Source organism: Undibacterium sp. Di26W (assembly GCF_049340265.1).
Lineage (GTDB): Bacteria > Pseudomonadota > Gammaproteobacteria > Burkholderiales > Burkholderiaceae_D > Undibacterium.
Genome location: NZ_JBMPOR010000031.1, coordinates 27490 through 40575 on the forward strand (window position 1 = coordinate 27490; position 13086 = coordinate 40575).

12 protein-coding genes and 1 pseudogene are annotated in these 13086 nt (G+C 51.0%); 6 read left to right on the forward strand and 7 right to left on the reverse strand.

The features are described 5' to 3' along the window. Positions 1 to 21: 21 nt before the first annotated feature. The 5 genes from ACO0LM_RS26035 to ACO0LM_RS26055 are packed head-to-tail and all read right to left on the reverse strand — an operon-like array spanning position 22 to position 4961. Complete coding sequence (locus ACO0LM_RS26035; protein ID WP_423041421.1) at positions 22 to 1410, reverse strand: LLM class flavin-dependent oxidoreductase; 1389 nt, start codon at positions 1408 to 1410, stop codon at positions 22 to 24. Between the two features lie 16 nt (positions 1411 to 1426). After that, a complete protein-coding gene (locus tag ACO0LM_RS26040) occupies positions 1427 to 2257 on the reverse strand; it encodes a MetQ/NlpA family ABC transporter substrate-binding protein (RefSeq protein WP_423041423.1) in 831 nt (276 codons plus the stop codon). A gap of 27 nt (positions 2258 to 2284) precedes the next feature. Continuing rightward, on the reverse strand, positions 2285 to 2947 hold the full coding sequence (locus ACO0LM_RS26045) for a methionine ABC transporter permease (RefSeq protein ID WP_423041425.1): 663 nt from the start codon (positions 2945 to 2947) through the stop codon (positions 2285 to 2287). Continuing rightward, a complete protein-coding gene (locus tag ACO0LM_RS26050) occupies positions 2940 to 3749 on the reverse strand; it encodes a methionine ABC transporter ATP-binding protein (protein WP_423041427.1) in 810 nt (269 codons plus the stop codon). Before ACO0LM_RS26050 ends, ACO0LM_RS26045 begins: the two co-directional genes overlap by 8 nt. Further along, positions 3750 to 4961 carry an acyl-CoA dehydrogenase family protein gene (locus ACO0LM_RS26055; protein ID WP_423041429.1) on the reverse strand — a complete coding sequence of 404 codons (1212 nt, stop codon included), beginning with the start codon at positions 4959 to 4961 and terminating at the stop codon, positions 3750 to 3752. Positions 4962 to 5366: 405 nt separating this feature from the next. Here ACO0LM_RS26055 and ACO0LM_RS26060 point away from each other — a divergent pair, with 405 nt between their 5' ends. Both ACO0LM_RS26060 and ACO0LM_RS26065 read left to right on the forward strand, forming a co-directional pair. After that, positions 5367 to 5882, forward strand: coding sequence for a cyclic nucleotide-binding domain-containing protein (locus ACO0LM_RS26060; protein WP_423041431.1), 516 nt, complete (start codon positions 5367 to 5369; stop codon positions 5880 to 5882). After that, on the forward strand, positions 5879 to 6991 hold the full coding sequence (locus tag ACO0LM_RS26065; protein ID WP_423041433.1) for an AI-2E family transporter: 1113 nt from the start codon (positions 5879 to 5881) through the stop codon (positions 6989 to 6991). The genes ACO0LM_RS26060 and ACO0LM_RS26065 overlap by 4 nt, the downstream gene beginning before the upstream one ends. 234 nt (positions 6992 to 7225) lie before the next feature. On the opposite strand, the pseudogene ACO0LM_RS26070 reads toward ACO0LM_RS26065, so the two are convergent. Further along, positions 7226 to 9652: pseudogene (locus ACO0LM_RS26070) on the reverse strand (penicillin acylase family protein). A 28-nt stretch (positions 9653 to 9680) separates the two neighbouring features. On the opposite strand from ACO0LM_RS26070, the gene ACO0LM_RS26075 reads away from it, so the two are divergent. Continuing rightward, the gene (locus ACO0LM_RS26075; protein ID WP_423041435.1) at positions 9681 to 9902 is read left to right on the forward strand and encodes a hypothetical protein; all 222 of its coding nucleotides are present in this window, start codon (positions 9681 to 9683) and stop codon (positions 9900 to 9902) included. A gap of 254 nt (positions 9903 to 10156) precedes the next feature. Continuing rightward, a complete protein-coding gene (locus tag ACO0LM_RS26080; RefSeq protein WP_423041437.1) occupies positions 10157 to 10531 on the forward strand; it encodes a hypothetical protein in 375 nt (124 codons plus the stop codon). A gap of 211 nt (positions 10532 to 10742) precedes the next feature. Here ACO0LM_RS26080 and ACO0LM_RS26085 read toward each other — a convergent pair whose 3' ends face one another. Then, entirely contained in the window at positions 10743 to 11534 is a 792-nt protein-coding gene (locus ACO0LM_RS26085; protein WP_423041439.1) for an FkbM family methyltransferase, read from the reverse strand. A gap of 491 nt (positions 11535 to 12025) precedes the next feature. On the opposite strand from ACO0LM_RS26085, the gene ACO0LM_RS26090 reads away from it, so the two are divergent. Further along, positions 12026 to 12295: an AbrB/MazE/SpoVT family DNA-binding domain-containing protein gene (locus ACO0LM_RS26090; protein WP_423041441.1), complete on the forward strand. Its 270-nt coding sequence runs from the start codon at positions 12026 to 12028 to the stop codon at positions 12293 to 12295. 6 nt (positions 12296 to 12301) lie between these two features. After that, entirely contained in the window at positions 12302 to 12694 is a 393-nt protein-coding gene (locus ACO0LM_RS26095) for a type II toxin-antitoxin system VapC family toxin (protein ID WP_423041443.1), read from the forward strand. Positions 12695 to 13086 lie beyond the last annotated feature (392 nt).

Consider the following 13086-nt stretch of genomic DNA (forward strand, 5'->3'; position numbering starts at 1 on the left):
TAGCGGTGATGCAATGCCAGACTAGGCAGCATCAGCCAGTGGGGGATTGATCTGTGTATTTCTGCCTATGTGATTTGCTGGCAGGCGTGGCCCGCGCTGGAATAATTGCTGACGCAAAGTGCCGGTGCTGTAACGCGTCTTATAACGCCCGCGTCGCTGCAGTTCCGGCACGATGACGTGCACGACATCCCTGATGGTTTCATGTGCCAGTGCGAAAGTCAGGTTGAAACCGTCGATGCCGGTTTCATCCAGCCATGCTTCCAGTTGATCTGCCACTTCTTTTGCATCACCTACAAATACTGGCCCGCGACCACCGAGGGCGATAAATTCTGCGGCTTCGCGCACGGTCCATTTTTTGTCCGGATCGGCAGAACTGAATGAAGCCAGCGCAGAGCGACCCGCTTCAGATTCTATGTAGTCGATGCTTGCATCCAGTGGCAGCCTGGAAAAATCAACACCAGTCCAGCCGGACAGCAGGGCCAGTGACGCATCGATATCGATGTATTGGCGGTAATCTTGATATTTGGCGTGTGCAGCAGCGCTGTTTTCTGCCGTGATGATCAAGGCTTGCGCATAGATGTACACATCGTCAGCCTGACGCCCGGCAGCCTTCAATGCAGCGCGGGTATCATCGACATAGCGTTTGACCACTTGCTTGCTGGGTCCGCTGACGAAAGTGCATTCGGCGTGTTGTGCAGCAAAGGCGGTGCCGCGTGCAGAATTGCCTGCCTGGAACAGCAACGGCGTTCTTTGCGGTGAAGGCTCAGACAAATGTATACCGGGCACCGTATAGTATTTGCCATGGTGATGGATGGCATGCACATGCGCCGGGTCGGTATATATGCCACGCGCTTTATCGCGTACCACGGCCTGCTCATCCCAACTTTTTTCCCACAGCTTGTAGACCACTTCCATATACTCATCCGCCAGATCATAGCGTTCATCATGGCTGAGTTGCTGTTGCAGACCCAGATTTCTGGCAGCACTGTCCAGATAACCCGTCACGATATTCCAGCCTATGCGCCCCTGCGTCAGATGGTCGAGGGTAGAGATGCGGCGGGCAAAGGTGTACGGGTGTTCATAGGTCAATGCACAGGTCACGCCAAAGCCCAGATGCTTGGTGACAGCGGCCATGATGGGTACCAGCGCCAAGGGGTCATTCAGCGGTACCTGTATGGCATGGCGCAATGCTGCATCGGTATCGCCTGCGTACACGTCATATACACCCAGTACATCCGCCAGGAAGACTGCATCAAACAAACCATATTCCAGCAGGCGTGCCAGTTCGGTCCAGTGTTCGGCACTGGTATATTGATGACTATTGTCCCTGGGATGACGCCACATACCGGGCGATTGATGCCCAACCGTGTTCATCTGGAAGGCATTGAAACGTATCAGCTTTTTTGTCATGGCCGTATTGCCGTACTTATTTCGCCGCAACTTCAAGCGCCTGCTGATAATCAGGTTTGGAAAACCCGGCGAAATGCTTGTTGGTCACCTCCAGAAATTCTTTGGAGCGATAGGCGGCTTCCAGGTCTTTTACCCAGGGTTTGCTTTTGTCTTCGGTACGTATGGCGACCAGGTTTTGATAGTTGGCCGAGATTTTTTCGCGTGCCAGTGCATCATTCAGTTTCAAGCCTGATGCCAGGGCGAAATTACCATTTACAAAAGAAAAGTCCGTATCTTCCAGCGAGCGCGGCAGTTGCGCGGCTTCCAGTGGTATCAGTTTGATCTTCTTCAGATTGTCAGCTACATCTTTTTCAGATGCACGTATCGGGTCTATATTTGCCCGCAATTTGATCCAGCCCAACTGATCCAGCAATACCAGCGCCCGCGCCTGGTTGGTCGGGTCATTGGGCAGGGCGATCGTGCTGCCTTCCTTGACTTCATTCAATGATTTATGCTTCTTGCTGTAGATGGCGATGGGTGCGGTCGGTACCTTGATCAGTTCTGACAGTGCCAGTTTATTGTCGGTCGAGAATTTCTTGAGGTAGATGATGTGCTGGAAGGCATTTGCATCCAGCGCGCCTTCCGCCAGGGCGAAGTTAGGCTGGATATAGTCATTGAATTCCACCACCTTGACTTTGTAACCCTGTTTTTCCAGTATCGGTTTGATACCCAGTTTTACCTGGTCCGCATACGGCCCTGCACTAGTACCGATGACCAGTTCTTTCGGGTCTTTGGCAAAGGCAGGTGAGACCAGGGAAGTGGTGAGTGCAAGAGCAAGTGCGCTGAGTAACAATGGGCGACGGTACATGATGAAGTCCTTTTGGAAAATAGGTAATTAGCGTTTGTCGAGAGCACGCGCAACGCGGTTCCCGGTAAATTGTATGAGCTGCACCAGTGCAATCAGCAGCGCCACGGTGATAAACATGACATCCGTCTGGAAACGGTAATAACCGTAGCGAATCGCCAGGTCACCAATACCGCCGCCACCTACCACACCGGCAACTGCGGAATACGACAGGAAGCTGATCGCCAGTACGGTCAGAGCCAATACCAGGCCACTGCGCGCTTCCACCAGCAAGACGCGAAGAATGATTTGTAGCTCTGACGCGCCCATGGCATGCGCTGCTTCAATCACGCCGCGTGGTACTTCACGAAAATTCTGTTCCACCAAACGGGCGAAGTAAGGGATGGCAGCAATCGACAAGGGCACGGCTGCTGCTAGTGGGCCAATTGATGTGCCGACCAGCAAGCGCGTGAACGGTACCAGCGCCACCAGCAAAATGATGAAGGGGAAGGAACGTATGGTATTCACCAACCACCCCAAGACGACGGCCAGTGGGCGGTTTTGTAGTGACTGCCCATCCGCTACCAGAAAAAGAAGAATACCCAAAGGGCCACCTATCACCACTGCGGCAGTCAGGCCTATGGCCAGCATGGTGAAAGTCTGCAAGATAGCCGTGCCCAATTCAGGCAACAGTGAAATCAGGTTTTCAAGCATGGTTTAATTCCTTCCACTGCGCATTGCTGCCCGCTTCCTGGCCATGAAAGGCTAGTTCACGACCAAGTGCCGTTTTGCGCAACACGCCGGTATCTGCCAGCGAAAAACTCTCGGCAATTCCACCATCTTCTATTACGGCCACCTTGTTACAGATGGTACTGAGTACTGACAGCTCATGACTGACGATGACGATGCTGACTCCCAGGCGCTGATTGATATCGCGCAAGGTATCCAGCACTTCACGGGTGGTTTCGGCATCCAGGGAAGAGGTTGGTTCATCGCACAAGACAACATTGGGTTTGCTGGCCAGCGCACGGGCAATCGCTACGCGTTGTTTTTGCCCGCCTGATAATTGTGCCGGGTAACTGTCTGCCTTGTTGGCGAGGCCGACGATGTCCAGGCATTCGGCAACACGCAGTGCAATTGCCTGTTTGCTTTGCTTTGTATGTATCCTCAATGGGAAGGCGACATTCTCAAACACAGTGGCGTTTTGCAGCAGGTTGAATTGCTGGAAAATCATACCTATGTTTTGCCTGGCTATTCGTAGCTCGGTCTTGCTTAGTCTGGTGAGTTCCTGGTCGGCGACGATGACTTCGCCGCTATCCGGGCGTTCGAGTAAATTGATCAGGCGCAGCAGTGTCGACTTTCCTGCGCCGCTTTTTCCTATCAAACCGTAGATATCACCCTGGGCAATGTCCAGGCTGACAGATTTGACCGCCTGGAAAAGTGTACCATCTGCCAGTGGAAATGCCTTGCTGACAGACTTGATTTGTATGATGGGGGCGTTCACTATCGGTACCATTCAGGAATAGGCCGTGGGTTCAGGGAAACTGCCATTCAGTACAAAGCGACCAAGATCACGCAATTTGTAATCGATAGGGTCATGCAGGGTATGTACCCTGACATTACGCCAGTAACGGTCATAGCCGTAACGTGCCGAAGTCGAACGTGCACCTGTCAATTCAAACATTTGCGAACTGACCTCGATACCGGCACGGTGTGCCAGGCATTTTGCTTCCGCTACCGAGATGGCCAGTGCCCCTCGGGTTTCTGCAGTGACCAGTGGCCCCTGGCGAAATGCCTGTTCCAGCGCCAGCGCCGCCTGATCTGCCAGTACCACTGCCGGGCGTAACAGCAACCATAATTCGCCATAGCGATGCTGTATGAAAGGGTCTTCAGTCGCTTTATCGACAGCGGCGGCAAACCATGCTCTCGATTGTTCTTGCGTGTACTGGCGGGCACTGTCAAATGCACCCAGGCCAATTCCCAGATATAGATTCGCCATAATGAGCTGCGCAACTTGCGAGCGCAATGTTGCCTGTGGAGTGGGGCTTTGCCCTGCCGGCTGCAATATCAGTTCGGTTGGAAGCAAGACATCATCAAAATGCACATTGCCGCTGTCAGTTTGTTTTTGACCAAAGGCATCCCAGTCAGCCTGTATGGCAATACCTTTCTGTTTGCTGGGTATCACTGCGATCAATGCACTTTCAGTGGCGATATCCCAGGCTGAAATCGTCAGCCAGTCAGCACCGACAGAGCCAGATGAAAAACTCTTGATGCCATTTAACAGATAGCCATCCTCAGTCTTTTTTGCGGTTGTTCTTTGGTCCAGCGGATTGAGCGCATTACCCCAGAACAGTCGCTGTTCCACCGTTGCGGTCAACAGGCTGCGCTGTTGCTGCGCATTGCCATACAGTTGTATGCCGGCCAACTGCAAGTGATGAAAGGCAAACACGTGGGCCAGCGCACTATCAGCTTTTGCCAGCACACGTATGACCTGAAAGACCACCGGCCAGTCTGCACCTTGCCCGCCGAATTCGCGCGGTATGGATAAAGTCAGCAAGCCGGAATCACGTATCCATTCTCGCTCCTGCTGGGCATGGCCGCCGACGCGATCACGTTCCACGGCAGTGCTTGCCAGGCGATGGGCCAACGCCGTTGCGACAGCAAGCAGGTTGTCGTGCTGATCGCTGGATGAAGTGGGCGTGGCTTGTCGGTGCAAGGCAAAAGACATGGTGAACCTGATGTTGAAGACAATGTGGAAAATCAGTATTACATTGCCTGCCCAGCACGTACACGAACAAATCTGCGATAGCTTATGTGTTAAAGGTCTATGTTGAAAATGGAATCTGGATAGTTGAAATTCGTATGAGACCGGCGATGGAGTCCGGTGGAGTCAGACGGCGAATGGCCTCATTGTCATAGGACAAACCGTATCAGTACGCTGCCGTGTCAGTTTGCTGCCTCGATTAAGGCGACAGGAAAATCAAATTTTCATGGGAAATTAATCCGCCTTACCGCATAATCTGGATAAAACTGCTATAAAAATTGCCAAATCAGGGCGTAAACCTGCGAGATACTGCCTTTCTGGCAAGCCTAGGGGCAAATTATCGCCTGAGCAGGCAGCAAATTCACATCATTGACCATCATCGGGGGCATAGTGGCACTTGGCTGGATAAAACAATCGCAACAATCTGATCGCCTGCGGCGTTTGTCAGGGGTGGCGCTCTTTTCTACCCTCAGCCCGCGTGAATTGAAGATTATCGATGGCATGCTGCACGACCGTCACTACCTCGCCAATGAGGTGATTTTTGACGAAGGCGAGGAAGGGCAGGCTTTATATATCCTTCTGTCTGGCAGGATTCACATCTGTCGTACCCGTGAGCAGGACAATGCCGTCATCACCGATGTGATTGCCGAATTGGCAGCTGGTAACTTCTTTGGTGATGTCGCCCTGCTGGACAATTCACCGCGCAGTGCCCAGGCACGCGCCGCCGAAAATTGTGATGTGGCCGTGTTTTTCCGGGCCGACTTCAGCTCACTGCTGGAAACCAACGCCGTGATCGGTTACAAGATATCGCTGGAACTGGCACGCTTGATCAGCCGTCGCCTGCGCGATTCCATGGCAGACTCAACACGTATCGAGGCACTGTGAATCAACGCGAATCTGGCCCCGTAGTCTGGCTGGGCGTGCTGACTGCTACCTGTCTGCTGCTCTTTCTACTGCCGAAGGTATTGTGGCTGGTGGTCCCCTTCCTGCTGGCGATGATACTGTACTACATCCTGATACCGGCAGTGTCGCGCCTTACCCTGTTTGGCATACCGCGTGAAACGGCTGCCATGCTGGTAGGTGGATTGTTTTTCATCATCATGGGTGTGGTGCTTGGCTATGCGATGACCACTTTCGCCACCCGCATGGGCTCATTGCAAGAACTGTTGACGCATTATGTGGATGGCGGCTTGCAGTTTGTGCGCAACACCATGCAGACCCTGGAAGCTAATTTATCGATCTTACGCAAGGCACATGCCCGCGATACCGTGAATGCCTGGATGGCAGCCAATACTGATAATTTTGCCCAGCAATATGCAGCGAATATCCTGATGTCCGTGGCGAGTTTTTTGCCAGTTATTTTCCTGACGCCTTTCCTGACTTTCTTTTTTTTGCGCGATGGCCGCAAGTTCAAGCATTTCCTGGCCCGCGCCGTGCCGAATGCTTTTTTTGAAGAGACTTTATACCTGATGTATGAAGTCGACCAGACCGCACGTCGTTATTTCCAGGGTTTGCTGAAGCTGACGGTCATCGACACTGTCATCCTCGCTCTGGGTTTGTGGATGATAGGCATGTCTTCACCATTGCTGCTGGCGCTGATATCGGCCATCCTGGCCTGGGTGCCATTTGTCGGCTCGGTGATGGGATGCATCATGGTGGTGCTGGTGGCCGCCACTGATGCGCCTGATGTACCCTTGCTGGCTTATGGCGCAATTGCCGTCTTTGTCATGGTGCGTTTGCTGGATGATTTCATCTTCATGCCACTGACGCTGGGGCGCAGCCTGCATATGCATCCGCTGATTTCGGTGCTGATGATTTTTGTCGGCGGTGAGCTGGCAGGCGTGCCGGGCTTGATGCTGGTCTTGCCATTGCTGGGCGTTGCCATGGTGATAGGCGAGACCGTTGGCCATGTCGTCACCAACAAGCGTTTGCGGGCACGCCATCGCCACGCCAAAATCATCCGGCAAAAACAGGCCAGTGCAGATTTGATCTGAGAACCTGTTCACGATCTTAAGCGCGGGCGCAATCAGATACCACGCGGGGCTCATGCGCTGCATCAAAATGCTCATGTACTACAGTACATTCCGTTTTTTGCGCGGCGCTTTTGTTACCCTTACCCCGCTGATGCACGTACGCTCGCTCGCTACAGATCGTAAACACGTTCTTAAACCAGAAAATAAAACGGACAACTCGTGGCAAGTTGCCCGTTCTTTTCAGTGTATGAACAATTATGGCACCAGGGTTTGTCGATTGCTTGCATGCGCTTCCACCTGCTTGCTGGCAAACCACCAAGGGCGATGCTGGTTTTGTGCCCATAGTTTTGCCATATCATTTTGATGTGGCTGGAAATGCCTTTCACTGACACCGCCAGCGAGGGCGGCTTCAATTTTATCGCTATCCCCAAAATCAACGATGACCTGCATCGAGGCGAAAAAATTCGCTTCATAGGGTTTCTGGAAATCGTAGACCCCACGGCTTACGGTTTCACCGCTGCCTGAACGTTCTACGGTAAAACCACCCAGCAATTCCTGCCCGGCACCGTTGCGGCGCAAGGGGCTGACGAAGCGCACGGTATGGGCCTTGCCCCAGCGCTAGTTGGCGGTATCTTTGCCCTGCAGGGCTTCCAGGCTGGCACGTGCACGTGGTGCTGCTGCACGTATCACATCTGCCAGCGTTTCGCGCTTGTTGGGGGTACGGACATCGTCGAACCAGATCGAGTCTGGGGTAGCCAGCAGAGCGTCAAAACGCTGCTGCCAGAAATACCAGGTGGACAGCATGTCTTTCGCCACCTCTTCCCCCAGTTCATCTGTGAAAGTGCCTATCACGGTTTCACGATACAGCGCCTGGTAAACCAGTGGTGCCGCCAGATCGGCATTGTCCCTGCCATCCCAGTTTTTCAGAATGACAGCCAGGTCTTTGTTGGCCGGGTCGTTTTCCAGTGTGGCAATCAGGGCGGGGCGCAGTATATCCGACTGTAAATTGCGGTCATCATGCATCAGCTTCCAGTGGTCTTCCACTGTCATTTTTTGTGTGGCACCCAGTACTTGTCCTATGCGCGTATAACGATAGTTGGGTGACACATAGTTGGTGTAATACCAGGGAAAACCTTCGGGACGCGTGTCATGATTGGCCGTGCCCACCCAGGCGCGTTCCGGGTTGAACATGCCGGGCATTTTGTCTTTGGGAATGAAGGCGGTCCAGTCATCGCTGCCATCAGCCGGTGGCAGGCGCGGGAATCCGCCATCGGCCCCGCTACGTATCGGCACCGCGCCGGTCGCCCTGTGGGCAATGTTACCCTGATCATCACCAAACACAAAATTGAACATCATCAAATCTATCTTCTGCACTTCCTTGTCAAAGTCTTGGACATTGGCAGCAGTCAGCAAACCTTCAATACCGATTTGCGGGGCGAAAACTTCGGCGTCGGTAGAGCGCAAGACCAGCAATTTGTCGCCCTTGGGGCCAAGGCCAGGGTGATCAGTAACGACAGGTCCGCGTTTGGTAAAGCGTATTTTCAAAGCCTGCTCGGTAAATCCACCCAGCGCACTTTTATCCTTGATGCGTATGCTTTCATTGATGACAGTGAAAGGCACGCTGCGCCCACCATCCATATAATGGTCTTTGTTGGCAGGATCTATGGTTTCTACATACAAGTCCTGCACATCGCCATAGGCATTGGTCACACCAAATGCCACATGCTTGTTGCGCCCTACCAAAATCCCCGGCATGCCGGGCAGGGCTGCACCCACTGCCTGTATCTCTGGTGTGAACAAGCCTACCGGGTGCCAGGTGCCAGGCAAGATGCGATTGTCCAGATGCGGGTCATTGGCGACCATGGCCTTGCCGGATTGCGAACGTGAAGGCCCGACCGCCCAGTTGTTCGATCCCAGCCCCTGATGGTTCAGAGTTTCTGGCGCGATGTTCAAATCTTTCCAGGCCAGGTTCAGTTGCACTGACTGGGCCTGCGGCGTAGTGGTACTAGTTGACGGAGTGGGGGCAGGATTTTTCCAGTCAGGATTGATGGTGAGCGGAAAAATCTCACGGGCGCGTTGCATGCCCAAGTGATCGATCAGTTTTTGCGCGACGACTTCAGCCTTGAAATTGGTTGAATGGGTGTAATGCACATAGTGCACCAGCGCGATCAGATCAGCTACCTGCCAGGGCTGCGGCACCAGGCCAAGGGCTTTCAGTTCTATCGGATGTTCATCCGGATACGCCCTGATATAAGCGTTGATACCATCGACGTAATACTGGAAGAAAGCTTTGGATTCCGGACTCAGTTTTTCGGCATGGCGTTCGCCATTGCGGCGTATACCTAGTACGCGCATGCGTATGTCGCTGGGCAAGGTTTCTGCACCCAGGCTGGCAGACAGTTCACCACGCCAGGTGGCGCGGAATAATTCCATCTGCATGAGCCGGTTTTGTGCTGTGACAAAACCTTGTGCTCGCAACAGGTCAGGGGTATTGGCAGCAAAAATATACGGGACACCCAGTTCATCACGCAGAACTTTAACCGTTGCCGTCAAGCCAGCCAGCTTCATTTCGCCATCGATTTGCGGATGGCCTGAACTGCGTACTTTAAGATAGGCGGCAGTGCAACCCAAGGCAATCAGCACCAGCAGGCTGACCGCCGCGCGTTTTAAAATCTTGTTCATCGATTCTCCCGGGAGGATGAAATACAAGTTGTCTCGTTATGGTTTACTGGCTTTGTCATGGATGACGGTGGTCAGCAATTTTTATGGCGCAAGCGTATCATTGAGCACGCTGGTCGTATCGTCAAGCATCAATCAAAGAGCGGTAGCCGTCCTGCATTATATTGAGAGCACCCAAGACACCTACGACAGCCACGCCGGCACCTTGTTCGATATAGCTACCTGCAATGAGCAAATGGAGCAATATGAGTAGGCGTGACCTTTGCTGGGAAACTTGCTGCAAGTTGAGCCAGACAATGAAGCGGCGAAGGCCTTGTTGTTGCAGTTGCCTATGTTATTTCCCGCTAGCATTGTTATATTTCGTCAAGAGACTACGTCTTATTCTCAAACTGTAACTAAGTTAGTTTCAATCTTAAAATAAGTGGCCTATAGTAATCTGTCTTTACCACTTGTACGGGATATGCAAGCGCCAGAATACCATCAAAAATTAACACAAGATATTCAGGTATGCGCATTCAAAAAATGAAAAATACAACGATAGAAACCATCACACTCTACCGCCCGACTGGTCCGCATGAACTGGCGCTGGTGCGTGACAGCGGCTACAAAAAATGGCCGCCTCGCTTGCCGGAACAACCTATTTTTTATCCCGTGACGAATGTCGATTATGCGATACAGATCGCAAGGGACTGGAATGTAGAAGCCAGTGGCACAGGTTATGTGACACGCTTCCAGGTGAAAAAGGTTTTTATGGACAACTACCAAATCCAGACGGTTGGCGGCGCCATCCACACCGAATGGTGGATTCCTGCCGAAGAGCTTGAATTAATGAATGACAATATTGTTGGGGATATTGAAGTTATTCATACTTTTACGGCTTGATTTGGTGGTGAGTAGATGGACGTGACAGTCACTGGAGGGAACTACTGCCATGCGTCTTCGGCATTCGATTGGCAATTTCAGATATCAAAGCAGGGGCTTACATTACGTAAGCCCCTGCTTTGAATGTGCATCTTGTGACGATATTATTTGATTTTTTATGAATCGAGTTCTAATGCAGTATAGTGAGTCGCTGCAATAGATTTGACTCTGTTCACTCAATCACAATTAGACTTACTGCCGGGTCGCTTGAGTGTACCGCCAACAAATTAATTCCAACGTTGAATATTTCATAATCATACTCTTCTAAAAAGTCGCGTATTTCATCTTCATCCGACTTGATCTTTTCAATCAGCAATTGAGGCTTGAATTGCTTGATGGATTGTTCAGCACCAGTCAATGCTTCCATCTCCATGCCTTCAATATCAATTTTTATGAAATCAAGTCTTTTTAAGGCCAGCTCATCAATGGACATCATGCGCGTTCTGGTGCAATTTTCTTCAGAATAGTCTATGTCTTGCCCAATATATTCTGTGTTTTCATTTTGTCTTATCTCTAAACTTCCGAAGCTTGAAGGCGCAAAATAATTTGGGATTGGCACTAGTATTTCTCCGCTTGCGGAACCTACGGCGGCGAAAATAGCTTTTGCATTAAAACAATTATTCAGCGCTATATTGCCCGCCAAGGCGTAATAAATTCTCTCCTGCGCTTCAAAGGCAATGACATCACCCCAGCCGTACATGGCCTGCGCCCATTCAATGGTGTGAACGCCGATATTTGCGCCGCAGTCTATCGCAACAACGCCATCGCCAAAATTTGCTTTTCTGGATAGCAATAATTGAACTGCTGTATTAACTTCAGCAGGATCAAATGCCGAATTGTTCAAAAGTTGATAACCAACACCGTATCCACCATTTTCAACCATGCGATAGTCATGCCTATTCACCAACATGGACCCGTGATTTGTACTTGCTAGTACGAAAGCAATTGGACGAAGATTTTTCAACTTATTACCTCTCTTAATTATTCCTGCATCACTTTGGCGCTACCAACGTCGTTGTTAGCTGAATACAGTGCTTTACCATTCTTACGGCACGATTGCCCACACTGCTTCGCAAGTGTACGTACCGGTTATTTGTTCTATACGTTCTAATGTAGCATAAGTGTGGTGCAATGAATATTAGTTCAGGTTTGCCATTCCCCAGCTATGTTAACTTGTGCTTTGAGTTGGTTGGTGATGTGTTGGTTGCGTACCGATTGTCCCTTCCACTGAGTTTCCTTTGATCGCTGCAAACGCTGAGCGGGAGTTAGCGCGACCACCGACACAAGGATTTTCAAGTCTTGCCAATTATGATGAAAATCAACAACTTGCATAAGAGCCTTTGTTCACGCAGAGCATTTTCATTTGTAGAATGAAATTTCATGTTTTAAGTGGGTTGTTTGTCCCCAAGGGGGACATGCGGTAAGATGCTAAGACTTACCGTAAAGAGGTGGAATATGGAAACCGTCAAATTATCCAGCAAAGGGCAAATTGTTATCCCAAAAGCAATGCGGGATGATATGCACTTGCCGCCCGGTACAGAGTTTGTCATAAGCGTTACCGCAACTGGTATATCGCTGACACCGAAAACCCTTTTCCCTAAAGCTGCTGGTCGCGAGGTGCGGGGATGTCTTGCCAAAAAGGGGCGCACCTTGCCTGATGATGCTGATATCAAAGCACGAATCAAGGCAAGGCTGAAGGCGCAGGATGATGCAAGTAAGGAATAGAGTGTAATGATAGCCCTTGATACAAATATCCTTGTTCGCTACCTGTTGAACGACTCACCGGCGCAGGCAAGCGCGGCAGAGAAGCTTTTGCATGGCGCCGAACCCTGTACTGCACCGATAACTGTGTTTTTGGAACTGGTCTGGGTGCTGGAGTCCTGTGATTGTGACCGCTTGGAAATTGCCAAATCGATTCGGCTGCTGTGTGGGATGGATAACTTCAAGCCCCAAAATCTGGATGCCCTAGCTTATGCGCTTCATTGGTATGAAGGCGGCATGGATTTTGGAGATGCATTGCATCTTGCAATGAGTGCCAAAGAAAGCGGATTTAAGACATTTGATAAAGCCTTTGTGAAGACTGCCAATACGCTACAAACACATCCTGAAGTGACGCAAGCATAAAATCATACAAAGTTGCAGTAAAAGTTTTTTGGGGAGTGCCCTGTTCGACGTCCGATAGACTGAATATATTCCGCCTAACGTGAAAAATACCCGCATTGAAACCTCTGCATTTATATTTACAATTTAAAACCGAGTCTCTCTCAATATTCGACCATCACCAGGTACGAATTTACTGTCTTCCGTTGCTACTACCCCTCATTAATACATTTTTCCAGATACAGGATTGGTGCTTAGTAGTCCAGTGTGGAGTACCACTCGAACCCACGCTGGTTCACCGGTGCGCTTTGCTGCGGTATTCTCAAAGAAGACCAATCTGCTGGCAGGCGTCAAGAAAGGGTTTTCTAAGGAAGTTACAATCGGCATATGGTTGAGTCTGTGCCTGCTGGGCACGC

What these genes read in the sequence shown, in the direction of transcription:
- ACO0LM_RS26055 (WP_423041429.1), bottom strand. Translation starts at nt 4,961, where the DNA reads ATGTCTTTTGCCTTGCACCGACAAGCCACGCCCACTTCATCCAGCGAT.
- ACO0LM_RS26035 (WP_423041421.1), bottom strand. Translation starts at nt 1,410, where the DNA reads ATGACAAAAAAGCTGATACGTTTCAATGCCTTCCAGATGAACACGGTT.
- ACO0LM_RS26050 (WP_423041427.1), bottom strand. Translation starts at nt 3,749, where the DNA reads ATGGTACCGATAGTGAACGCCCCCATCATACAAATCAAGTCTGTCAGC.
- ACO0LM_RS26095 (WP_423041443.1), top strand. Translation starts at nt 12,302, where the DNA reads ATGATAGCCCTTGATACAAATATCCTTGTTCGCTACCTGTTGAACGAC.
- ACO0LM_RS26090 (WP_423041441.1), top strand. Translation starts at nt 12,026, where the DNA reads ATGGAAACCGTCAAATTATCCAGCAAAGGGCAAATTGTTATCCCAAAA.
- ACO0LM_RS26045 (WP_423041425.1), bottom strand. Translation starts at nt 2,947, where the DNA reads ATGCTTGAAAACCTGATTTCACTGTTGCCTGAATTGGGCACGGCTATC.
- ACO0LM_RS26080 (WP_423041437.1), top strand. Translation starts at nt 10,157, where the DNA reads ATGCGCATTCAAAAAATGAAAAATACAACGATAGAAACCATCACACTC.
- ACO0LM_RS26040 (WP_423041423.1), bottom strand. Translation starts at nt 2,257, where the DNA reads ATGTACCGTCGCCCATTGTTACTCAGCGCACTTGCTCTTGCACTCACC.